This is a genomic window from Flavobacterium sp. (assembly GCF_027484205.1).
GTDB lineage: Bacteria > Bacteroidota > Bacteroidia > Flavobacteriales > Flavobacteriaceae > Flavobacterium.
On the sequence record NZ_JAIXUB010000001.1, the window covers coordinates 1 to 26359 of the forward strand.

12 protein-coding genes are annotated in these 26359 nt (G+C 32.7%); 10 read left to right on the forward strand and 2 right to left on the reverse strand.

Annotation, left to right across the window (positions count from 1 at the left end; all coding sequences use genetic code 11):
• Window positions 1-125 (forward strand): gliding motility-associated C-terminal domain-containing protein (locus Q0049_RS16610; RefSeq protein WP_366941681.1); only part of this gene is annotated, 125 nt, incomplete at its 5' end.
• Between the two features lie 64 nt (window positions 126-189).
• Here Q0049_RS16610 and Q0049_RS00005 read toward each other — a convergent pair.
• Complete coding sequence (locus Q0049_RS00005; RefSeq protein WP_298114948.1) at window positions 190-378, reverse strand: hypothetical protein; 189 nt, start codon at window positions 376-378, stop codon at window positions 190-192.
• 334 nt (window positions 379-712) lie between these two features.
• Between Q0049_RS00005 and Q0049_RS00010 the strand changes: the two genes are divergently transcribed.
• The 7 genes from Q0049_RS00010 (at window position 713) to Q0049_RS00040 (ending at window position 24597) form a co-directional block, all read left to right on the forward strand.
• A complete protein-coding gene (locus tag Q0049_RS00010) occupies window positions 713-1456 on the forward strand; it encodes a hypothetical protein (RefSeq protein ID WP_298114951.1) in 744 nt (247 codons plus the stop codon).
• Window positions 1457-2292: 836 nt separating this feature from the next.
• A complete protein-coding gene (locus Q0049_RS00015) occupies window positions 2293-2742 on the forward strand; it encodes a T9SS type A sorting domain-containing protein (RefSeq protein ID WP_298114953.1) in 450 nt (149 codons plus the stop codon).
• A 3-nt stretch (window positions 2743-2745) separates the two neighbouring features.
• A complete protein-coding gene (locus tag Q0049_RS00020; RefSeq protein ID WP_298114955.1) occupies window positions 2746-9336 on the forward strand; it encodes an RHS repeat-associated core domain-containing protein in 6591 nt (2196 codons plus the stop codon).
• A gap of 641 nt (window positions 9337-9977) precedes the next feature.
• Complete coding sequence (locus Q0049_RS00025; protein WP_298114957.1) at window positions 9978-10457, forward strand: hypothetical protein; 480 nt, start codon at window positions 9978-9980, stop codon at window positions 10455-10457.
• Window positions 10458-10510: 53 nt separating this feature from the next.
• The gene (locus Q0049_RS00030) at window positions 10511-13690 is read left to right on the forward strand and encodes a T9SS type B sorting domain-containing protein (RefSeq protein ID WP_298114959.1); all 3180 of its coding nucleotides are present in this window, start codon (window positions 10511-10513) and stop codon (window positions 13688-13690) included.
• Between the two features lie 137 nt (window positions 13691-13827).
• Window positions 13828-14220 (forward strand): hypothetical protein, encoded by a 393-nt coding sequence (locus tag Q0049_RS00035; protein ID WP_298114961.1) that lies wholly within the window; start codon window positions 13828-13830, stop codon window positions 14218-14220.
• A 948-nt stretch (window positions 14221-15168) separates the two neighbouring features.
• Window positions 15169-24597 (forward strand): CUB domain-containing protein, encoded by a 9429-nt coding sequence (locus tag Q0049_RS00040; RefSeq protein WP_298114963.1) that lies wholly within the window; start codon window positions 15169-15171, stop codon window positions 24595-24597.
• A gap of 39 nt (window positions 24598-24636) precedes the next feature.
• Here the strand turns inward: Q0049_RS00040 and Q0049_RS00045 are convergent, their stop codons facing one another.
• Entirely contained in the window at window positions 24637-24981 is a 345-nt protein-coding gene (locus Q0049_RS00045) for a DUF1801 domain-containing protein (protein WP_298114965.1), read from the reverse strand.
• Between the two features lie 76 nt (window positions 24982-25057).
• On the opposite strand from Q0049_RS00045, the gene Q0049_RS00050 reads away from it, so the two are divergent.
• On the forward strand, window positions 25058-25690 hold the full coding sequence (locus tag Q0049_RS00050; protein WP_298114967.1) for a hypothetical protein: 633 nt from the start codon (window positions 25058-25060) through the stop codon (window positions 25688-25690).
• A 5-nt stretch (window positions 25691-25695) separates the two neighbouring features.
• A complete protein-coding gene (locus Q0049_RS00055; protein ID WP_298114969.1) occupies window positions 25696-26358 on the forward strand; it encodes a YiiX family permuted papain-like enzyme in 663 nt (220 codons plus the stop codon).
• Window position 26359 lies beyond the last annotated feature (1 nt).

Consider the following 26359-nt stretch of genomic DNA (forward strand, 5'->3'; position numbering starts at 1 on the left):
CTAATCAATGGGAAGGACAATCTGATGCTGGTGAAGAATTACCAGATGGAACATATTATTATGTAATTGAACGTGATGGTATGAAAACTTTATCAGGATGGGTTTATATTAATAGAGAACGATAAAATCAAACTATACTAATTAAGAAAAGAGACTGATTATCAGTCTCTTTTTTTTGTATATAAAATTTCACTTAATCATTTTTCTAACCTCATTACTATCTAACCCTTGATACATACAAAATTCCTCAATAGTTATTGATTGGTGTTTTTCTTTATTATTTTGCTTTCTTATTTTAGCTATTATTGCTCTACAATATCGCTCACTTTTACCTGTGATAATTTGGATATCGTTTGTGTAGATACACATGCGTTTCATAATTTCTATTTTGTTTTTAAATATTAAATTTATTTTATACTACTTATCAAGTCTTACTCAACTTATAGTCGGCTTTAAGTCAACTTTAAGTCGGCTTTGAGTGGGCTTAGTAACTTTGAAACGTAAGACAATTCTTTGTTAGTATTTTTATTGGCATTATTTAACATAACTTTCTGCAATAAACGTCTATATCGGCAAAAGAAGGTAAAAAGCTCCCTTTTCGGTAGTAGCTGTGTACTAATTTATTTTTTGATTGAGTTATTATTGTAACTCTTCGTACTTAAATATTTAATTTATGTTATAAGAGCATTATTAATTCAAAACGAAAAAAAAGATGGCAAAAACATCAGGTGTTATCAAAATTGAAGGTACGGTTGAAGACTTGACCTTTTACAAAAAAGACGGTAAGAATTTTGTTCGTAAAAAAGGAGGCATCTCTAAAGAACGAATTTCAAGTGATCCTAATTTTGTTAGAACTCGAGAAAACAATAATGAGTTTTCTCATAGTGGTAGTTCAGGCAAAATTTTAAAACTTGCTTTGGGAAGTTTAGTTTTTAAAGCTAAAGACAGTAAATTATCTAGTAGATTACTTCAATTGATGTCGAGAATTAAAAATCTTGATACTGTTTCTACAAGAGGCAATCGCCAAGTGTCTGTAGGTACAGCAGAAGGTAAGCAATTATTAAAAGGATTTGATTTTAATGCTAATGCACCATTAAAAAGTGTGTTTTTTGTTAACTATGATTTAGATACTGCAACTGGCGTAACTACTGTTACCGATTTTATTCCACTTGAACAATTGATGTATCCGCAAGGTTCTACACATATTAGTTTGCAAAGTGCGGTTGTTCATTTAGATTTTGCAACGCAAGAATCGGAAATTGCTTTAAGTAATCTTGTCAATTTACCACTAAACTTGACTATGAGTACTTCTGTTTTAACTCCTTCAGGTGTGCCTACAGGAACAGGTATTCAATTGTTTTTATTGTTTATTTCATTTTATCAAGAGGTGAATGGTGTGCAATATTCATTGAAAAATGAGGAATATAATGTTTTGAATGTTGTAGAGGTTATTTAGTGGTTTTTAATTTTAATTGAAGAAACCTTGTTGAATTTCAATGAGGTTTTTTGTTTTTTTAACCACACTTCACTTCGATAAACTCAGTGCAAGCTTGCTCAATGCAGGTTACAGATCATAGTTTTTATAGTTTTTAAAAAGTCGCTTCGCTCTACATAGATTACATAGTTTTTGGAATGCAGATAACAAAGATTAAATGGATTCTTTTTGTTTGTGGCTCATTGTTTATTTTAATTTTTTAACCACACTTCGCTTCGATAAACTCAGTGCAAGCGAGCTCAGTGCAGGCTACGAAACATAGTTTATCTTTTTTTAAGTCGCTTCGCTCTGTATAGATTATATAGTTTTTTTGAACGCGGATAACACAGATTAAACGGATTTTTTGTTGTTTATTCTTTATTTTAATTTTTACCACACTTCGCTTCATAGACTCAGTTCTTTATTTCATACTCTTTATGATAATTCATGATAACTTTTGGGATATAACAAATAAGAATTTGAATGAAGTTTTTTAGACCCAAAACTATGACTCTCAAATTTTAACATACTTGTAGAAATAGCTCTACAAGTGTGTTAAATAAAGGAAAAATAGGAGAAAAAATTTTGAAGTATAAATTATTTAACCAACTTTTGCAGAAAATTACTGCTATACAATTTGTTGAAAAATTACTTTTTTTAGTTTAAAATGCAGAGGAAAAACCTTTGCATTTTGCATATATAAAAAATAAAAAAACATCATTTTACAGTATCCTCTAAAAATGGTTAAAAAATTGAGCCATTAATTTTGGGGAAAATTTAATTACATAATATTATAAACCTAAATCTATTTTTTATTTATGAGAAAACTTTTATTTATTACTACAATTTTTATTAGCTTTTTAAGCTATGCTCAAGTCCCTAAAATAACTTTTGAATATGATGCTGCTGGAAATCAGGTTCAAAGGTATGTATGTCCTACTTGTAGTGCCAAACTTAATCAAGATGTAAAGGAAATTTCGGAATTACAAGAGGAAGATTTGCAAAAATTCTTTCCTGAAGATGTCATTTCTTATTATCCAAATCCTGTAAAAGAGGAACTGTATTTAAAATGGGAATTAATCAATGATAATAAAGTTTCTTCTATTGAAGTATTTGATATGAATGGTAAAGTAGTACAAAATTATAAAGACCAAAAACAAGAAAATAATCAAGTAATATCCTTTAAAGAGTTTCCTGTTGGGTTGTATGTTATCAATCTCAATTATACTAACGGTGAAATAAAAACCATTAAAATTTTAAAAAACTAAGCCATGAAGAACATTTATTTACTATTAGCCCTATTTTTTAATTACTTTTTATTTTCTCAAAATTTTCATGATACACAAGGTGCTTTAGAAGTATCTGGTTCAGGTCAAGCTACATTTACTGTCCCTATAGCTATGCCTGCAAGTATAGGTGATGTTGGACCTGTAATAAATTTAGTATATGCAAGTGGGCAACAAGGCGGAATTGTTGGTCAAGGTTGGAGTATAAGCAGTATTTCTGCCATTGCACGAATGTCCACAAGAGCGGATATTGAAGGATATCGCGATGGTGTAGACTTTGATGCTGATGATAAACTTTCTTTAGATGGGCAGCGATTGCTATTGAAAAGTGGCACTTATTGGGCTAACAATTCAACTTATGAAACCGAGGTTCAAAGTAATACTAAAATACAGCTTGTTGGAACTGGAACTGCAATGTATTTTATTGTTACCAATGCTGATGGTTCTCGAGCATGGTATGGCAATTATGGAGGTATGAATGCTACTGATTTAACCGCATTTTATATCACACGTTTTGAAGATACTAACGGTAATTTTATGACCTATCATTACTCTACACCTTTGGCTAAAAGTTTGTGTTTGACAGAAATTAGATTTAGTGCTAATGTTACCACAAACCCTAATCCATTAAATAAGATTGTTTTTAGTTACAAAACTTTAGCAAGAAAAGAGTATGGCTATATTAAAGGAATTAAAACTGAAAAATTTGAATTATTACAAAAAGTTGAAGTTTTTACAAATAGCTTGTTGTTTAAGAGATATGAAATTACCCATACAGCTGCTGATGCTCAAGGATATGAAAGAGTAGCAAAAGTTCAAGAGTATAATGGTGCAGGAGAAGCTGCTAATCCAATAGAGTTTACTTATAATACAACAGAATCTGGAGCTTCAGAAATTACGCACTGGTATAATGAATCCCTTGATTTATCTGAGCAACCTGATTTCTCTGGCGATTTTGATGGCGATGGTCGATTGGATTTTATTTCTAATGGTAAAGTATATACAAGACTTTTTACTGAGGGAAGTAACGTTAGTTTTGATGCGCCATCCTTACAACATGAAAAATTAGTAGGTTCTACACTAAAAAGTGGAAAATTAAATCAGGCACAATCTTTAATAACTATTGAAGAAACGTTAACTCAAAATAAGTTTCGTGCCTATCATTTAAACACTGAGACAGGTTTTGTTCAACATTTAACAAAGAATATTGATTTCAATAATCAAGTTACTTGTTATGACGAATGTGCTCCTGCCAATCCCGATGATATATGTTATGAACTTGTCGAAACAGCACCTGATGTTTTTACGCCTGTTCAAGTTCCTTGTTCTAATCGTTGTGCAACACCTATACTAAAGGATTCTAATGAATATCTTGAAGGAGATTTTAATGGTGATGGAATATCTGAAATTTTAGCGATGAGTCATGTTCAAAGACGAACTTATGCACCTTCAAATTCAGGTCTTGGATTACGAACTGTTGATCCTTTGCCTATTGATTGTGTTCAAACTAATGAAACTTTAGATATTTTAAACGGTGCTCGTATCGTTGATTTGAATCCTAACACCACAAACGAGTTTAACACCGCAGGGAACTATAATTTTCCAAGTTATGGTCATTTGCAAGGTGAAAAACGTTTTGTAATGGACTTTAATAGTGATGGTAAAGATGATATTTTAGTTATTGACAATAAAGCTTATAAGATCATTACATTAAAACATCTAACCGTTGCACCATGGGCGACGGTTGAAATTATTGGTCAAGGAATGATTGAGAATTACACTAAAGACAAAACAATACTATTTGGTGATTATAATGGTGATGGAAAACCTGATATGATGATGCCTGATTCTGATAATAAATATGGATGTCAAGGTTGTGCAAAATGGCATATTTATTATAGCAATCCAAATCCTGCGGGTGGCACTTTTTTTGTAAAAGAAACACATGACAATGTTACAGAATATAGACCATTTTCTGATGCTGATTATGACAATAGAGTAATTTTAAAAAATTATTATGCTCTTGATGTTAATAAAGATGGAAAAGCGGATATTGTTAGTGTAAAATTAGTTACATATTGGAGAGATATTGATAAAGCTGATATTGATACAAAATGGAGTGTTCATGCATATGTAAATAATATTGGTTTTAATGGTACTTTTACAAGTTATTATGAGTCACCTCATGAGCACAATAGCGATATAAGGACATTGCCAATCCCTATTGCAGCATCCTATAAATATGGCGGTTACAACAATGATCTAATTGTAGTTCGTTACCATAATCAAAGTGGAGCTGCAAAAACTACAACTTTCATTGATTTTTCTAAAAATTTTAATGATGATAATTTATTGACTAGCGTTTCACAATCTAACGGCGCAATCATTACTAGCATTTCTTATGAAGCTTTAACCAAGGAAAGACGATATATAAATTATGAACAATTTTACCATTCTTACGAGTCATTAAATTATCCTTATGTTGAACTTAATGAAATGCCAGGAAATAAAATTGTTTATAAATTGACAAACACTTCTTTAGGAACAACTAAATATCAAGATTTTAGATATGTTGGTTATGCTGTAAAACTGGATGGCGTTGGAGCATTAGGATTTATTAAAACAGCGAGAAGTAGTTGGTACGTTGATAGAAGTGCCGAAAAGACAACTTGGACTACAACCATTAATGACCCTTTGAAAAGAGGTGCTACGATAAGATCTGGTTTAACTTTATTAAATCCTGCAACAAATTTTCAAATTAGTGATTATACAGGTCCAGCCACAATAAATTACACATATACTAACTATACAGAAAGTACAGATCCTATAACTAAACGTTATTCATTGTTACTCGATAGTCAATCAACCTATGATTTTTTAACTAACGTTAATATTCGTAAAAAATATAATTCGTACTCAACAGATTATTTGTTGCCTTTAAGTGTAACAACGGAAAACTATTTAGGAGGATTTGAATTACAAGGTAGCACTACTACAGTAACAGACTATGACAATGTAGTAACAGGAACAGGAAGTGGATATTATATTGGTCGCCCAAAAGAGGTTACAACTACCTCAACTGTTTATGTCAATACTCCCATGTCTGGCGTTGCTGACACTAAAACGAGTAACACAAAATATTTTTACACTAACGGAAATTTAACTAAAACAGAGAAGAAAGCTAATGGTTCTTCCGAAACCCTTATAGAAACGTTTGCTTATTTTTCTAACGGTTTGTTGCAGAGTAAAACCATCAGTGCCACTGGAGCAATTGCTACAGAAGCCGTATCGCCTAGAACAACAAGCTATACGTATGACCCAACCAACCGATTTGTTAAAACGACTACTGATGTTGAAGGATTAGTTTCTACTAATCTTACTTATCATCCTATTTATGGAACAGTTTTAACTCAAAAAAATCCCTATAACCAAACTACTACTGTAGTTATTGACAATTGGGGTAAACAAACAAAAGTTACTGACTTTTTAGGAAAAAGTATTAACTACACTTACACAAGAGCCAGTAATTTATATACCACTACACAAACAGGAGATGATGGCAGTGTTAGTATGACACAAAGCGATGTTTTATCGCGCGAGGTTAAAAAAGGAAGTAAAGACATGAACGGCAACTGGGTTTATGTTGATAACACTTATAATTATAAAGGTCAAAAAATAGGAACAAGCGAACCTTATTTTGCTTCTTCCTCTCCAACACAATGGGCAACTTTTGAGTATGATGATTATGGAAGACCAATAAAAGCAACCGCCCATACCGGAAAAATTGTAACGACTACTTATAATGGTTTAACCGCAACGGTTACTGAACCTGCCATGAGTAAATCAAAAACAAGTAATGCCAATGGGCAAGTAATTACTGCTGTTGATAGTCCTGGCGGAACAATTGCCTTTAAGTATGATGCTATGGGCAATTTAACCGAATCTGATTATGATGGTATTAAGTTAAAAATGCAATATGACAATTGGGGACGAAAAATTCAACTTGAGGATTCTTCAGCGGGTATTTATACCTACCAATACAATGCTTTCGGTGAAACCATCAAAGAAGTTACCCCAAAAGGAACAACGACATATACGTTAAGTCCATTAGGAAAATTAATGACCAAATCAGTTGTAGGGTTAACTGCTGCTGAAAAAACCAATATAACAAGTACCTATACGTATGACCCAACTAATAAATGGTTGACTAACATGGCGGTAGTAAATACATTTGATGGAAATAGCAACTATGCTTATACGTATGATACAACTACCAAACAATTAAAAACTACTGTTGAAACACTTTATCCTCTTGGATCAACAACTGCTTTAGCAACCTTTACAAAGACTTTAACTTTTGATGCTTTTGGTCGTGTTGCTAATGAAACCTCTACGGCTGTAGCTCATGGAAAAACTAGTTCCAAAACCATTACCCATGTTTATAACGCTTATGGTACTGAAACGCAATTGAAAGACGGAACCGTTGTAAAGTATCAAGAAAATACAACTAATGCAAGAGGACAACTCACAAGTTCTACTTTAGGAAACGGAATAACGATTGCTAACTCCTATGATATTTATGGTTATGCTACACGCAACAAGCATGATAAAGCTACCACAAACATCATGACTTTGAATTATGCTTTTGAACCTATTTTGGCCAATTTACAAAGTCGTTCTAATAGTATGTTTAGCTGGAATGAAAGTTTTCAGTATGATGCTCTTGACCGTTTGACGCACTATACAAACGGCACAGGAACGCAAACCACTCAAAATTATGATGATAGAGGTAGAATTACGGCAAATAATCTAGGTAGTTATCAGTACACTAATGGTCTTAAACCGTATCAAAACACCTCTGTATTGACTTCTACGGAAGCACAAACCTATTATGATACACGACCTGTACAACAAATTTCCTATACGGCATTTAAAACGCCAATTGAAATTTTTGAACAAGGTGTTGACCGTATCAGCTTTGGTTATAATGCTGCATTGCAACGCAATATTATGTATTATGGTAATACCAATACTGATAAACTAACACGACCTTACAGAAAATATTACAGTGCTGATGGTAGCATGGAAATAAAAGCTACCTTTGGTCCTGGAAGTACGACCACACCAACTGCTGTAGAGTTTATCACTTATTTAGGTGGTGATGCTTACAGTGCTCCAATGGTTGTTAAAAGTAACGGAACAACCCAAAGTTATTTTTATTTGCATAGAGATTACCAAGGTAGTATCTTAGCTATCACCAACGACACAGGAGCTGTTGTAGAGAAACGCTTGTTTGACGCATGGGGATTGCTTTTAAAAGTGCAAAACGGCGCAGGTGTTAACTTAGCAGGATTAACGTTCTTTGATAGAGGATATTCAGGACATGAACATTTGCAAAGTGTTGGATTAATTAACATGAATGCTCGATTGTATGACCCAAAACTCCATCGCTTTTTATCGCCTGATAATTATATTCAAGAACCCTACAATACCCAAAACTACAACCGTTATGCGTATTGTATTAACAACCCACTAAAATATACTGATGTTACGGGTAATATTTTTGGAATTGATGACTTATTAATTTCTGCCATAATTATTGGTGCCATAATTGGGACTGCTTCTTATGGTATTCAATGTGTAATAGCAGGAAAAATTTCTGCAGGAGGATTAATACAGTCAGCTGTTGTAGGTGCTATTAGTGGTGCAGTAACCTTTGGAATTGGAGAATATGCCACAACTATTGGTAATTTTTATACTCGAGCATCCTACCAAGCCTTAGCTCATGGTATGTTTCAAGGCACTTTAACCGGAGTGCAAGGTGGTAACTTTTGGCAAGGTTTTGCAGCAGGAGCTATTAGTAGTATAGCAAGTAGTGCGTGGCAAGGAGGAAGTACAACAGAAAGTGGCTTTTTTAAAAAAAATAATTGGGCTTATGGAACAAAAGAAACAGCTCATCAAGGAATAGGTGGGTTTTTAGGAGCAAAAGGAGCAGGAGGTATGATTGCCTTTGGAACCATTATGGGTGGTGCTGGAGCTGCTATGAGTAAAGGAAATTTTTGGGAAGGTGCTGTAACTGGATTAGTCGTTAGTGGACTTAATCATGCTCTGCACGATACAGACCCACCTGTAAAAAGGGAACAATCACCTTTCATGAAAAAGCTATTTAAGACATGGTTTTTCGAAAATCAATATTTTAGTGCTGAAACTGGATTAAGAGCAGGAACCTATATTGATTTTACACCTTTTAAAAATGTTTTAGGTATTAAAATTGGTGAGTATAGAGAGTCAAGTATTAAAGGAGATTATTATGATTATAAGGGTTCTATAAATCAAGGTGAAAATCATTTTTTTGAAGTTGCTATTAGTTGTGGTTTAGGAGCTAGTTATAAATATAACATAGCAGAAAGTAGGTTTGAATCAGCTTCTTTTAGTTTATTTGGATTTTCAGCTGAGTATTCAAAACAGTCTAGTTATCAATCTCAAATTTATATTGGAATAGATACTGGATTTAGTATAGGTTTAGGATTAGGAGGTTATATAAATTTTAAAGGCGGTTGGAGATTTGATTGGTAATTTAAAAATATAAAAAATGAAAACATATTATTTTATTAAATTTAGCACAAAAAAAATATTTTTTTTAATATTAATAATTCCTGTAATAATTCAGTTGTTATTAATAAACATTGTTCAATCAATAGAAAATAATTTATTATATTATTTAACATTTGTTATTTTTTGGATGTTATATTTACCTTTTTTTTATTGGTTAAACAATTCAATAACTTTTTTATATAATCACTCAAGTAAATACCTTAATTTAAAATTGATTAATTTTAAATTTTCGCTTTTGATAAACATTATTATAACATTGAATTTTGTTTTTTTTGTCGCTTATATATTTAGTTTTTTCCATAAAGGAAGCACACCGAATACAGTTATTATTACCTTATTCATAGCGATTCAATTTATTGGGATATTTGCATTTATGTACAGTAGCTATTTTGTTTGTAAAGTTATTAAGACTATTGAATTAAAAAACAAAGTTTTCTTAAATGATATTTTACCAATTTTTCTTTATTATTCATTTCCACCCATAACAATTTGGGTAATTCATAATAAAATTAAGGAATTTCATCATTTAGAAAAAGATAATTACTGATACTTCAAAAAGAATTTTAAAAATAACTTTAAAGAGAATTTAAAAGCAAAAAAACATGAAAAAAATAATTTTATTAGTAGCAGTAATGGCAATCAATTTATCCTGCAGTAATGATGAAAATGATTATTTAAACCCAACCATTCAAAATTTAGGAAGTACAAAATGGCAATACAACACCGTAACAAAAGAAGATGGTACTGTTGTAGATTATGTAAATCTATGTGCTACTCAAAAGGACTATTTAGCCTTCACTGGTCTATATAGTGGTTATATGTTACAGGAATATTTTGGTATACCTTCTTGTGTTATATGTTACGGATGTGGTAACGATATCCTTAACGTTCCAATTGATGAAAATGGAAACCTTCAAGTTGCTGCTGATGCTAATGCTTTTTACTATAAGGGAAGAATAACTTCGTTATCTAAAACAAAAGATAAAATGAAAATTGTTTACAATCCACCGAAAATTGTTGACAAATTATCATCCTATGGTAAAATTAAATCCATTGAACTAGTAAAGTTTGTTGAAGAATAGATTAATTTTTGAGTTATTGTAGTTAAATGAAGTTAAAACTGTATTTATTAATAATGATTTTATCAATGTTGGTTTCTCATGCACAAGGGGAAGCCAACATTTGGTATTTTGGCAATAAGGCAGGTTTGGACTTTAGTAGTGGTAGTCCTGTGGCATTGACTAATGGAGAACTTGTTACTGAGGAAGGATGTGCCACACTATCAACAAGTACAGGGCAATTATTATTTTATACTGACGGTAGCACCATTTACAACAAAAATCATGTGGTAATGGTTAATGGTAGTGGTTTGATGGGGCATAGTTCTTCTACACAATCAGCAACCATTATTCCAATGCCAGGTTCTACAATGTTGTATTATGTTTTTACTATTGACCGAGAATCACAACCCAATGGATTTAGATATTCTGTTGTAGACATGACAATGGATTCAGGTAATGGTGCTGTTACTGCTCAAAAAAATGTTTTGGTTTACACACCAACTATTGAGAGTATAGGTGTTACAAAACACGCTAATAACATTGATTATTGGATTGTTACGCATGGTGTTGAAAACAATAATTTTAATGCTCATTTATTAACAGCTTTAGGATTAAATACAACACCAATTGTTACAACTGTTGGACCTGTAATTGTTAGTGCAAGTTTTACAGAAGCAGGAACTATAAAAATTTCACCAAGTGGAACAAAATTAGCCATTGCAAATGTTTCGGATTTTGTGCAACTGTATGACTTTAATACAACTACAGGTGTATTAACTAATGAAAGAACTTTATTAATTGAAGATTGGTTTTTATATGGCGCTGAGTTTTCACCTGATGAGTCATTATTGTATGTAACAAATAATTATGGTAAAATTTATCAATTTAATCTAAATGCTACTGATGTTCCTGCTTCAAAGTTTACAATTTTAGATTCAAATGTTATTTGTGGTGCATTGCAACTTGGTCCTGATAATAAAATTTATGTAGCTATTGGTAATCAAAATAAATTAAGTGTCATTAATAATCCTAATGTTTTAGGTGCAGGATGTGATTTTCAATTTAATGCTATTGATTTAGCAGGTAGATTATGTTATGGAGGTTTACCCTCTTTTAGTCAATCTTTTTTCTTTACACCATCTATTCAATTTGAAAATGCGTGTGTCAATCAAAATACCTCTTTTGAGTTTGTTACGAATCAAACCGTTTTAGGTGCTACGTGGAGTTTTGGTGATGGAAGTAGTTCAAGTAGCTTGAATCCAACACATAATTATAGTTTAACAGGAACTTATACTGTTTCTGTTGCTGTTACAACACCTTTTGGAACGGGTAGCAACACAAGAGAAATAACTATTTATCCCTTACCTACTCTTTTATCAAGTACGGTATCTCTAAAACAATGTGATGATAACAATGATGGATTTAGTAGTTTTAATTTGAATGAAAGCACTTCGTTGTTAGTTTCAAGTGCTACAGGATTGACTTTTAGTTATTATGAAACGGCACTTGATGCTCAAAACAATAGTAATGCCATTACTAATTTTACAGCTTATACCAATCAAATTGTGAGTAACGATTCTGTTTTTGTGAGAGTTCAAAATACTAACGGTTGTTTTAGAGTGGCACAATTGGACTTGATAGTTTCCACTACTTTAATTCCTGCAAGTTTTCAACGTGTTTTTACCGTGTGTGATGATGTTGCTTCGGGATCTATAACAGATGGAGTTTCTACTTTTGATTTTAGTGGCGTTACTGCAGAAATTCAAGCGTTATATCCACCAGGACAATTGTTAGACATTACTTATTATGCTACTATAACCGACGCTTTGGCAGAAGTTAATTCTATTACTAACACTTCAAACTATAGTAATATTGGTTATCCAAATACACAAAATATTTTTGTTCGTGTGGATAGTCAATTAAACAATGAATGTTTAGGTTTAGGACATCATATTACTTTGAATGTAGAACGCATTCCAATAGTTCAACCCCAAGTCATAAGGCATTGTGATGATGACCATGATGGCGTTTATGGATTTGATACATCTACCTTGCAAGCTACATTATTAAATGGTTTGACAGGTGTTTCGGTAAGTTATACTAATTCTGGTGGAACACCCATTGTGATGAGTAATCCCTTTACAAGTACTTCACAAACAATTACTGCAACTGTAACAAACACCACGGCAACTGCTTGTTCTTATAGTTCGACAATTCAATTTATTGTTGATGATTTACCAGAAGCTTTTCCAATCAATGCAAGTTTAACGAGTGTGTGTGATGACGAAACAGATCCAGCGTTGCAAGATGGTGTTTATCCGTTTGATACCAGTACGTTTCAATCTACTATTTTAGGTAGTCAAACTGGAATGTTTGTGAAATATTATGATGGTTTTGGAAATTTATTGCCTTCACCACTTCCAAATCCTTTTAATTCGTCTAATCAAACACTTTTAGCAGAAGTAAGTAATACCATCAATTCAAGTTGTAAAGCTATTTTACCTATTCCTTTAGTGGTTCATGAAAAACCTAGAATCAATTTGACGGGAAGTGAATTGGTTTGTAGTAATGATCCATCTTTTACAAAGATTATCAATGCAAGTTTGAATAACACTTCCACTATTGGAAATCATACTTATACATGGTATTTTAATGGAACAACGATTGCAGGAGCTACAAATTATAACTTAACTGTGAATACTGAAGGGGTTTATACTGTTGATGTGGAAAACATTTTTGGGTGTGTAAGCACAAGAACTGTAACCGTTACTGCGTCAAATACAGCTACCATTGATGCTATTGAAGTGAATGATTTAGTAAACAATAATTCTATTTTAATTTTAGTTTCCGGTGATGGAACTTATACTTACAGTATTGATGGTGTAAATTATCAAAGCAGTAATAGTTTCAATAATTTATTGCCAGGAATTTATACTGTTTATGTAAATGACGAATTAGGTTGCGGAATTACTCAACAAGAAATCAGCATTTTAGGAATACCAAAATTTTTTACTCCCAATAGCGATGGAACTAATGACTATTGGAATATTGACGGTGTGAGTGAACAATTTAACGCTAAAGCAATCATAAAAATTTATGATCGTTTTGGAAAATTATTAAAGCAAATAAGACCATTAAGTGTAGGTTGGGATGGCACTTACAATGGCTATACAGTAATTTCCGATGATTATTGGTATGTCATTGAACTTGAAGATGGAAGAATTGTCAAAGGGCATTTTGCATTGGTGAGGTAATTCTTTTTTAATCATTCTATCAAATCATTGTGACAATTTTTAAAATTTTAATCCCAAATAGCAGTTATTAAAGAAATACAATAACCTAATAGTCTATTCACAATTTTGGGAAGCTTCTAACATAAATGATTAAACAAATGAAAAAAAATTATGAATATTTATTTATAAAGTTTTATAAATATATGCTTAATACACCAAATCATGAGAATGTTTTCAATGGTGCAATTATTTTTTTATCAATGATCTTTTTATTTTTATTTTTTAGTAGTATTCTAATGTTAAAGATTTGTTTCGGATATGTTGGAATTCAAGGCAATAATTTAATATTATTAACTTTGTTTTTTAGTATTATTATATATTATTTAAATTTCTTTTACTTTAAAAAAAATGAAAAATATAAAAGATTAATTGAGCTTTATAAAGATGAATCAATAAAGCAAAAATATATTAGAAATTTTTTAGTTATTGCTCTCTGTTTAGGGAGCTTTTTATTGTTAATATTTGTTGCAAAAATCGCTAATAAATCTTAAAACTATTCAAAAGTTATTAAGTGAAAAATTATAGATGAATAGTTATGAAATTTTTTGATTTTATTTACACAAATATATTATTTTCTAAAAAAGGAGACAATTCAATTGATGCTTTAGTCGTTGTAACATTGTGCCAAACATTTAATGTTTTAACAATAATTAATTTGTTTTTATTTTTTAGTAAGATTACAAATGATTATGATATACCGACAATATTTATTTTGATATTAATTTTATTGTTTTTTGTGAATTTTTATTATTGTAAAGTAAAAAAAAATGAAGATCGTTTTTTAGACAAAAAAAGATACACTTCATTGAAGTGTACATTACTTATTATTTTATATTTTTTCTTTTCTTTTGCGTTAATTGGTTTAACATACTACCTATTTAAAGAATTTTAAAAATAGATATTAGCTTTTTAAGTTATATAAAAATAATAACTCAGCTTCGATAAGAGTTCCAAAATCTAATTTAAAACAAAGTACCAGCTCCGCAAATATCTACTAACTTTGAGGAATTTATTATATTTTATTAATCATAAGTTTATTAAAAGTATTAAAGAGCAAAGTCAGTAAGGATTGCAAATCCGCGCTATCGGATTGGCTACAGAAACACACACAAGAAATAAAAATTATCAATTTTGGCAATTGGGGACGAAGTAAAGAACTTTTTTGAAGCACTTCGACAAGCTCAGTGTGACATTTTCTATAAAATTGGCTATATAATAATAATTGCACCCAACGGATTATAAAATATATTAAAAAAACAATTATAAAATTTTAAAGAGACTGAAATTCAGTCTCTTTTTGTTTTTAAGTGCACTTCATCTATGAAATAAGTAGTTCGTCTATTTATGAAATAATTTGTAAGAAATAACAAATTTTAACACTACCAAAAAGAAAAAATATTGTTACATTTATAACATTAAATAGCCGAAAATTTCAAATTATGAAAAAGATTATTTTTATTTTAACATTATTATTATCATTAAATGGATTTGCACAATTTCCAATTCCAGGAACAGAAGGATTTGAAAGTACTACAGGTCCAGATGTATTACCATCGACAAACTGGTCTTTAGGAACAGGTAATTGGGCCGTTTTTGATAACGGAGTTGGATTAACCCAACGATGGGGAATTAATAATGGCGTTGCCTCTCCACCTTTAGTTTATGCAGGTACAAATGCTGCTTATATCAATCGAGAAAATATTGGACTTGGAAACACTTCTGAAGATTATTTAGCAACTCCATTAGTAACCGTTCCTGCAAATGGTCAACTCCGATTTTTTGCTAGAACTTTTTCAACCGGAAATACAGGCACACTTTATCAAGTAAAAGTTGCTCCATCAACAGCAACTCAAACAAACCCTGCTGCTTACACAACTCAACTCGCAGAATATAATGAAGACCAATTAACATTGGATATGAATGGTGTTCAAAATGCATACAATATTTATACAGAAAAAGTTATTTCATTTCCAGCTTCTATGATTGGAACTCAAGTTTATGTTGCCTTTGTAATGAAATATACGCAAACCACAACAGGAATAAGTGGTGATAGATGGCTTTTAGACAATGTTAGAGTCTCTGAACAATGTTTGAATCCAACTGGTTTAGTTGCAACTGGAGTTTTATTTAATCAAGCTTCTTTATCATGGGCAAATCCAAGTGGTGCTACATCATGGGAAATTGAGGTTATTCCTGCAACAGCTACTCCAACAGGAGTTGGTATCGTTTATAATGGAACTTTGCCATATGTTGCAACAGGCTTAACACCAAATACTGCTTATAAATATTATGTTAGAGCGATATGTCTAGATAATATTCCAAGTGAATGGGTTGGACCAACAACATTTTCAACAACAACAGCACCGCCTGTTTGTGGAGGAAACTATCTAGATCCAGGTGGAACAGGTAATTATGCAGATAATATTACTGCCGCTACTGGAACAACAACAATTTGCCCGGTAAATGCAACCGATTTAGTAACAGTTACTTTCACCTCTTTCTCTACTGAAGGTTGTTGTGACTTTTTAAGTATATATAATGGTAATAGTTCATCTGCTCCATTAATTGGGACTTTTTCAGGTACGACCTCTCCAGGAATAATTACATCAACTGTACCTGGCGGATGTTTAACTTTTGTTTTCACAACTGATGGTAGTGTCGTATCTAGTGGTTGGGTTGCCAATGTAACTTGTGCTCCTCCTCCAACATGTCCAAAACCTACAGCATTAGCAACATCAGCCATAACTTCAAATTCTGGAACTTTAGCTTTCACAAATAATAGTTCGGCTACTAATTTTGAATATTTAGCTGTTCCATGTGGTTCGCCTGCTCCAACAAATGGTGCTACAGGAACTGTGGGAATTGCAACAACATCAAACCCAATTGTAATTACTGGTTTAACTCCAAACACATGTTACACACTTTATGTGAGAGCAGTATGTGCTGGAAGTGACTATAGTGATTGGTCTGTTGGTGTTAATATTACAACACTAGTTGCTCCTCCAGTTTGTGGTGGAAATTTTGTTGATTCAGGTGGTATTACAGGAAATTATGCAAATAATGCTGATTCAGTTGTAACCATTTGTCCAGTAAATGTGGGTGATGTAGTTACAGTAACTTTTACAGCATTTAATACACAAGCTAACAATGACGGATTGTATATCTTTAATGGAAACTCAATTACTTCTCCTCTAATATCTAGTGGAAATCCTGCAGGAGCAGTTCCTGGTGGTTTAGCTGGTGCATTTTGGGGAACGGTTAGTCCGGGAACAATAACTTCTTCAAGTTCTGATGGATGTTTGACATTTAGATTTAGAAGTAATGGAACAACAACGGCAACGGGTTGGGCTTCAAATGTAACTTGTGCGCCACCTGTAGCTTGTCCAAGTCCTATTGCATTGTCTTCTTCAAATCTACTTCACAACTCCGTGAATTTATCTTGGAATGAAATGGGAACGGCTACAAGTTGGCAAATTTTAGCTTTACCTTGTGGTTCACCTGCGCCAACAGCAGCATCAATAGGATTTATAACTGCATCTTCAAATCCGTTTATACTAACCGGATTAACGCCATTAACTTGTTATGACATCTATATTAGAAGTAATTGTTCAACATCTACAAGTACTTGGAGTGGACCAAGAACAATTACAACGCTAGTCGCTCCACCAGTTTGTGGAGGAACATTCTTAGATCCTGGTGGAACTGGAAACTATGCAAATAATATTACCGCGACTACTGGAACAACAGTAATCTGTCCTGTAAATGCTACCGATTTAGTAACTGTTACTTTCACATCATTTTCAACAGAGGGTTGTTGTGATTTCTTAAGTATTTATAATGGAAGTAGCTCTTCAGCACCTTTAATAGGTACATTTGGAGGAACAAATTCTCCAGGAATAATTACATCAACTGTGCCTGGCGGATGTTTAACTTTTGTTTTTACGACTGATAGTAGTGTGGTTTCTAGTGGTTGGGTTGCCAACGTAACTTGTGCTCCTCCTCCAACTTGTCCAAAACCTACAGCATTAGCTACATCAGCTATAACTTCAAATTCTGGAACTTTAGCTTTCACAAATAATAGTTCGGCTACTAATTTTGAATATTTAGCTGTTCCATGTGGTTCGCCTGCTCCAACAAATGGTGCTACTGGAACTGTAGGAACTGGTACAACATCAAACCCAATTGTAATTACTGGTTTAACTCCTAATACTTGTTACACACTTTATGTTAGAGCCGTTTGTGATGGTAGTGACTATAGTGATTGGTCAGTTGGTGTTAATATTACAACGCAAGTTGCACCACCGGTTTGTGGTGGAAATTTTGTTGATTCTGGTGGTATTACAGGAAATTATGTAAATAATGCTGATTCAGTTGTAACAATTTGTCCTGTAAATGTGGGTGATGTAGTTACAGTAACTTTTACAGCATTTAATACACAAGCTAACAATGACGGATTGTATATCTTTAACGGAAATTCAATTACTTCTCCTCTAATATCTAGTGGAAATCCTGCAGGAGCAGTTCCAGGTGGTTTAGCTGGTTCTTTTTGGGGAACGGTTAGTCCAGGAACAATAACTTCTTCAAGTCCTGATGGATGCTTGACTTTTAGATTTAGAAGTAATGGAACAACAACATCAACGGGTTGGATGTCAAATGTAACTTGTGCTCCACCTGTAGCTTGTCCAAGTCCTATTGCATTGTCTTCTTCAAATGTACTTCACAACTCCGTGAATTTATCTTGGAATGAAATGGGAACGGCTACAAGTTGGCAAATTTTAGCTTTACCGTGTGGTTCGCCTGCGCCAACAGCAGCATCAACAGGATTTACAAATGCATCTTCAAATCCGTTTGTACTAACAGGATTAACACCATTAACTTGTTATGACATCTATATTAGAAGTAATTGTTCAACATCTACAAGTACTTGGACTGGACCAAGAACAATTACAACGCTAGTCGCTCCACCAGTTTGTGGAGGAACATTCTTAGATCCGGGTGGAACTGGAAACTATGCAAATAGTATTACTGCGGCTACTGGAACAACAGTAATCTGTCCAGTAAATGCTACCGATTTAGTAACTGTTACTTTCACATCATTTTCAACAGAGGGTTGTTGTGATTTCTTAAGTATTTATAATGGAAGTAGTTCGTCTGCACCTTTAATTGGTACATTTGGAGGAACAAATTCTCCTGGTGAAATTACATCTACAGTGCCTGGAGGATGTTTAACATTTGTATTTACGACTGATAGTAGTGTGGTTTCTAGTGGTTGGGTTGCCAATGTAACTTGTGCTCCACCGCCAACGTGTCCTAGACCTACAGCATTAGTAGCATCGGCAACAACATCAAACTCAACAACAGTCAGTTTTACGAATAATAGTACAGCCACAAGTTTTGAGTATATTGCTTTACCATGTGGCTCACCAGCACCAACAAATGGCACAACTGGAACATCCGGAATTGCTTTTGGAACTAATCCAATTGTTATTACTGGTTTAACTCCTGCAACCTGCTATACAATTTATGTTAGAGCAATATGTGCAGGAAATGACAACAGTAATTGGTCTGTTGGAATTAACGTAACTACATTAGTCGCTCCACCAGTTTGTGGAGGAACATTCTTAGATCCAGGTGGAATTGGAAATTATGCAAATAATATTACTGCGGCTACTGGAACAACTGTTATCTGTCCTACAAATGCTACCGATTTAGTAACTGTTACTTTCACATCATTTTCAACAGAAGGTTGTTGTGATTTCTTAAGTATTTATGATGGAAATAGCACATCTGCTCCTTTAATTGGCACTTTTGGAGGGACAAATTCTCCTGGTGAAATTACATCTTCAGCGCCAGGTGGATGTTTAACTTTTGTTTTCACAACTGATGGTAGTGTAGTTTCTAGTGGTTGGGTTGCAAACATAGTTTGTGCACCTGCACCAACATGTCCTCGTCCAACAGCATTGTCATTTTCAACTACAACTTCAAACTCTACTACATTAAGTTTTACAAATAATAGTACTGCAACTAACTTTGAATATATTGCACTTCCATGTGGTTCACCTGCTCCAACAAACGGAGCAACAGGAACATCAGGCATAGCTGCAACTACAAATCCTATTTTAATTACTGGATTAACACCAAATACTTGTTACACAGTTTATGTAAGAGCAGTATGTGCCGGAAACGATTTCAGTAACTGGTCTGTTGGTGCAAATGTAACTACACAATTAGCACCTCCTGTTTGTGGTGGAAATTATTTTGACCCTGGTTTATTATCAAACTATTCTAATAATTCAAATATTGCTACGTTAATATGTCCAACCAATACAGGAGATAAAGTAACAATTACTTTTACAAGTTTTAGTACAGAAGAAGGTTTCGATGTCCTTTCTGTTTATAATGGTAATAGTGCTTCAGCACCATTAATTGGTTCTTTTTCTGGAACCACACTACCTGATTCTATAACATCATCAGCTGCTAATGGTTGTCTATACTTTGTTTTTATTTCAAATGGTACTAATGTTAGTTCTGGTTGGTCATCAAATATTACATGTGCTCCTCCAGTATCATGTCCAAAACCATTAGGATTTACATCAACACCTGTAATAACTGATTCAACACAATTGAATTGGATAGAAGCAGGAAGCGCCACATCTTGGCAAATTTTAGTTCAACCTTGTGGAACACCAAATCCAACAGCTTCATCAACCGGATGGATAACTGTATCTTCAAGTCCGTATACTATTACAGGACTAACACCAAATTGTTGTAATGAATACTTTATTAGAAGTGTTTGCGGTGGATCAGCAACAAGTGATTGGACTAGAGTTTATAATAATGAAGATGGTGCGTATATAGTTTGGGCAGATGGACCAGGAAACACATTAATTGGAACTTATCCTGGAGGAACTGTTACTGCAACTTTTACAGGAACAGGAAATACACCAACTATTAATCCAATTGGAAATCCTGTGAATTTAGATACTTCAGGTACTACTACTTTTGAAACTTTTGGTCCAACATCAAATCCACCTTCACAAGATTTGACCTTTACTTTTTCAACTCCTGTAATTATCTCAAGATACACTATGGCGGATATTGATTTAGGTGATTTTGGATGGAATGATACATTTAATTTTGTTGGTGTAACATTTACATCTACAACGTCGGCAAATTTATTGACTACTACAACTGGAGCTGTTGCAACATCAGATGTAAGTGGTAATGGTGAATATGGAAATTGGTTTATGAGTACAACTCCTGTAACAAGTTTTTCATTAGATTATTCGGTAACAAATAACCTGACGCATGCCTATTTATCTTATGCGATGAAAGTATTTATTCCTTGTCCTCCAATAACACCTCCATCATTAACAGTGTCTGTGAATAGTCCAATACAGTGTCAAGGTACAACAGCAACAGTTACTGCTACACCAAATACAGCTGGCACATACAATTATGTCTGGACAGTTCCTGCAGGTGTAACAAATCCTGGAAATGTTGCTTCCTTTACTACAACTACAGGCGGAAATTATAGTGTTGTTATTACAAGTACTTCTACAAGTGCAACAGCAAGTGGTTCAGGAATCGTTACCTTTAATCCAATTGTTACACCAACATTTACAGCAATTTCACCAATTTGTCAAAATAATGTTGCTCCAACATTGCCTTTAACTTCAAATAATGGAATATCTGGAACTTGGAATCCTGCGACAATTAATACAGCTATTGTAGGAACAACAACTTACACATTTACACCTAATACAACAATTGTAGGTCAAGAATGTGCTATTCCAACGACTTTAAATATTACAATTGTAAACCCAACTGTTCCAACATTCACTCAGGTACTTCCTATTTGTTCTGGAACAACTTTGAGTGCACTTCCTACAACATCTAATAATGGAGTTATTGGAACATGGAGTCCAGCTTTAAATAATAGTGCTACAACAACATATACTTTTACTCCAAATAGTGGACTATGTGCTACTACAACTACGATGCAAATTCAAGTAAATGTTTGTGATTTGAATATATATGCATCGGCTGTTTGGATGCAAGATTGTACTACAACTGGTGATGGTAAATTCTTTAATACCAATGGTGCAGGTACAGATTTAATAAATCCTGATGGAAGTAATTTTGCTATTAATTATGGTGTACACGTTCAAAACTCTGCTACATTATTATTAAGAGGTGCAGAAATCAAAACTCAAAAATCAGGTTCAAGTAATATTTGTGATGCAAGAATGAATTATCGAGTTTTCCCTACATCGTCTACTCCAGGTGCTTTCACTCCATGGAATTTACCTTTCTATAGTGATTGTAATACAACATCTGGTGTCTTTAATGTTGGAGGTGGAACTTGTGTAACAGGTCAACAAAAATGGCAATGTGTTTCTCAAGCTGGATGTACTCCTCCATTAGATTTAACAACTTTTGCTCCCGGAAATTACACCATTCAAGTTTATTATGATATAAATGGTAGTTTGACAACTACTACTGGATGTACTGATAATTTAGTTTTAAATAATGGTGGAAATTATTATGTAGCAAACTTCACAATTCAAGCACCAGCCACAGTATCAAGTACAAATCCAACCACATGTAGTGGAACAGATGGAACAGTTACAATTAGTAATTTAGCTGCAAATGCAACGTACTCAATCACGTATTCTGATGATACAGTTGTCACTTCCCCAGCAAGTTACACATCGGATGCTTCAGGAAATATTGTAATTTCTGGCTTAAACTCTGGCGTATATACTAACTTTAGTATGACAATAAATAATTGTACAACAAACTTAAGTAATCTAGTTATTCTAACAGATCCAGCTTTACCTTCTGTAAGTGTAAATAATTCAAGTATTTGTAGTACAGGAACTGCAACAGTAACTGCAACTCCTATCACATCTGGAACTTACAATTATTCTTGGACAGTACCAGCAACTGCAACTAATCCTGGAAATGTAAATTCATTTACAACACAAGTTGGTGGTTTATATAGCGTAATCATTACAAATACAACAACCAATTGTTCAAGTTCTTCAGCTAATGGAATTGTCACAATACTTCCTGATGTAACAATGGAATTAGGTTCTGCTAATAATGTTCAAACAGTTTGTATAAACACACCAATTTCAAGTATTATTTATACTACAACAAATGGAGTAACAGATGTAACTTCAAGTGGTTTACCATCAGGTGTTACTGGCACATTTAATTCTGGAATTTATACTATAACAGGAATACCAACTGTTTCAGGAACTTATAATTATTCTGTAACAACTTCTGGTGGTTGTGGTTCGGTTACATTAAATGGAACAATTACAGTTTCTCCAAATGTTACTATTAATTTAACTTCTGGAAGTTCAACTCAATCCGTTTGTGTTAATACTGCCATTGCTACTATTGAATATACTACAGCAAATGGAGCTACAAATGTTACTTCTTCAGGATTACCTTTAGGTGTAACAGGCACATTTAATTCTGGAATTTATACTATAACAGGAACGCCAACAATTTCAGGAACATATAATTACACAGTAACAACTTCTGGCGGATGCAGTTCGGTTACATTAAATGGAACAATTACAGTTTCTCCAAACGCAACTTTGAATTTAACCTCTGGAAATAATATTCAAAATATTTGTATTAACACTGCAATTGCTACTATTGAATACACCGCAGGAAGTGGAGTTACAAATGTTACTTCTTCAGGTTTACCATCTGGAGTTACTGGCACATTTAATTCTGGAATTTATACTATAACAGGGATAGCAACTGTTGCAGGAACTTATAATTATTCTGTAACAGCTTCAAGTGGTTGTAGTTCGGTTACATTGAATGGAACAATTACTGTTTCTCCAAACGTTACTATGAATTTAACTTCTGGAAGTAGTATTCAATCTGTTTGTATTAACACTCCAATAACTACTATTGGATATACTACTGGAAATGGAGCTACAAATGTTACTGCTTCGGGATTACCTTCTGGTGTAACAGGTGTGTATAATTCTGGAATATTTACAATTACAGGAACACCAACAGTTGCAGGAACTTATAATTACACTGTAACAACTTCTGGTGGATGTAGTTCTGTAACTTTATCTGGTACAATCACGGTAAATTCTTTAACGCTTCCAATCTTTACATTTGGAACTGCTACAACTATTTGTCAAAATGGTCCTGTTGAAATATTAGTAGGAACTTCATCAAATGGTTTCATAGGAACATGGAGTCCATCAGTAATTAGCAATACAACTAGTGGTATTTATACCTTTACTCCAAATGCTGGTCAATGTGCTTCAACAACAACTTACACTGTAACTGTTCAAAGTGCATTTGATTTTGAATTTGAATCTGGTTGTATTGGTGATAATTTTACCCTACAAGCTAATCCTATTGAAAATGGTTATGATGAAAATACAGCAACATATTCATGGGTTTACAACTCAAATGTTGTTGGTACTGATGAATCTTTTGATGTAACTTCTTATTTACTTTCAACTTCGGTAAATGAAGCATTACCAATCACGTTCTATTTAACTATAACTAGAGCTGATGGATGTAGTACAACAAAACCTATTGATGTTACAAATGTTTATTGTGGAATTCAAAAAGGAATATCACCTAATAATGACACTTTAAACGATTCGTTTGATTTGACTTTATTAAATGTAGACAAACTTGAAATTTACAATAGATATGGTATGAAAGTTTATGCCAAATCAAACTATGTTGATGAATGGAAAGGTCAAAGTGACAAAGGTGATGATTTACCCGATGGAACTTACTATTATGTAATTCAATTCAAAAACAATCAACCAACAAAAACAGGTTGGATTTACATTAACAGAGAATACTAAAATAAAGTAAGAAAGCTTCCGAGAAATCGGGAGCTTTTTTTATAATGATTTTGCTTCATTAATTACAGCTCTTAAAATAGTATCTGGAATAGAATCTAAATTATAATAGCGTAATGATTTTACTGTATTTCTGTTTTCTCCAATTAAATATTCCTGATTGTGTTTTAATTGAAAACCTTTTGCAAAACCAATATCAACAAAACCTTTTTTCTTATTTGGAGCTAGATAACAAAATGGTTTCTTGTTCCAATAAAAATAAGGAATACCCCATTTAAAAAGTAGTTCAGTCGATGGTAATTCTTGCTCAACGACACTGATTACATAAAATAAAATTCCCTGAAATTCAGGCGATTGTTTCAGTATATATTCCTCTGTTGGTTTCATTTTACAAAAATAATTTAAAAAACATTTGGTGCAATGATAAAAATATATTTACTTTGTATTTCAAAGAACTTTAAAAATGGAAGAAAAAGATTATTTAAAGGATATAAAAGATATCAAACAAATGATGTCACAATCATCACAGTTTTTATCTTTAAGCGGTTTATCAGGAATATTAGCAGGAGTTTATGCATTGATTGGAGCTTATTTTGCCAATGTATTGTTTACAAATTTTGATAAAAGCAAAATTGTCATTGGTAAAACATATTACTATCCTTCAAATGAAGATATAACGTTGCAATTATTATTTATAGCTTTTCTAGTAATTACTTTTTCTATAATTACTGGTGTCATTTTAAGTCATTTGAAAGCAAAAAAGCGAGGAGAAAAATTGTGGAATGTTTCTGCTAAAAAACTACTAGTAAACTTTGGTATTCCATTAATAACTGGAGGCATATTTGCACTTTTATTGGTTAAAAAAGAATACTATGAATTAATCGCTCCTACGACTTTGCTTTTTTATGGTCTTGGATGCATCAACGCAAGTAAAAATACCTTTAGAGACGTTCGTTATCTTGGAATTACATTAGTACTTATTGGATTAATTTCAACATATAATGATGGTTATGGTTTATTATTTTGGACACTAGGGTTTGGAGTTTGCCATATTCTTTACGGAAGTATTATGTATTTTAAATATGATAGAAATTAAAATCTATGAAAAAGTCAATAAAAATAATCATAATCTCATTGGTGTGTTTTCTAACACTATTGTTTTCTGTTGGTGCAAATAGTGTGTCAGAAAACGGAAAGTTTTGGAAAACAAAATCACAACAATCATTTAATGATGGTGATATTATATTTCAATCTTCACAATCAGAGCAATGTGAAGCTGTTAGAATTGCAACCAACTCAAAATTCTCCCATTGTGGCATTATATTTAATGAAAATGGAAAATGCTATGTTTATGAAGCAATTCAACCTGTAAAAAAGACATTATTGAATGATTGGATTAGCCATGGAATCGATAAAAAATATCTTGTTATGCGTTTAAAAGATTCTACTCTTTTAGATAAATCTTCTTTAGAAAAGATGAAATCCTATGGAAAAAACTTATTTAATAAAGATTATGATATTTATTTTCAATGGTCTGACGAAAACATTTACTGTTCAGAGTATGTTTGGAAAATTTATAAAAATGGTGCCAATATTGAACTGTGCAATTTAGAAAAATTAAAGTCTTTCAATTTAGATGATAATCGCGTAAAAGCAATTTTGAAGGAACGCTATGGTCAAAACATTCCTTTGAATGAAAACGTTGTTGCTCCATCACAGTTGGCTAATTCTAACAAGTTAATAACTATATTTGACAATTATTAAA

Excerpts from the sequence above, each read along its gene's own strand:
- Q0049_RS00005 (WP_298114948.1), bottom strand. The coding sequence starts at position 378 with ATGAAACGCATGTGTATCTACACAAACGATATCCAAATTATCACAGGT.
- Q0049_RS00010 (WP_298114951.1), top strand. The coding sequence starts at position 713 with ATGGCAAAAACATCAGGTGTTATCAAAATTGAAGGTACGGTTGAAGAC.
- Q0049_RS00015 (WP_298114953.1), top strand. The coding sequence starts at position 2,293 with ATGAGAAAACTTTTATTTATTACTACAATTTTTATTAGCTTTTTAAGC.
- Q0049_RS00020 (WP_298114955.1), top strand. The coding sequence starts at position 2,746 with ATGAAGAACATTTATTTACTATTAGCCCTATTTTTTAATTACTTTTTA.
- Q0049_RS00025 (WP_298114957.1), top strand. The coding sequence starts at position 9,978 with ATGAAAAAAATAATTTTATTAGTAGCAGTAATGGCAATCAATTTATCC.
- Q0049_RS00030 (WP_298114959.1), top strand. The coding sequence starts at position 10,511 with ATGATTTTATCAATGTTGGTTTCTCATGCACAAGGGGAAGCCAACATT.
- Q0049_RS00035 (WP_298114961.1), top strand. The coding sequence starts at position 13,828 with ATGAAAAAAAATTATGAATATTTATTTATAAAGTTTTATAAATATATG.
- Q0049_RS00040 (WP_298114963.1), top strand. The coding sequence starts at position 15,169 with ATGAAAAAGATTATTTTTATTTTAACATTATTATTATCATTAAATGGA.
- Q0049_RS00045 (WP_298114965.1), bottom strand. The coding sequence starts at position 24,981 with ATGAAACCAACAGAGGAATATATACTGAAACAATCGCCTGAATTTCAG.
- Q0049_RS00050 (WP_298114967.1), top strand. The coding sequence starts at position 25,058 with ATGGAAGAAAAAGATTATTTAAAGGATATAAAAGATATCAAACAAATG.
- Q0049_RS00055 (WP_298114969.1), top strand. The coding sequence starts at position 25,696 with ATGAAAAAGTCAATAAAAATAATCATAATCTCATTGGTGTGTTTTCTA.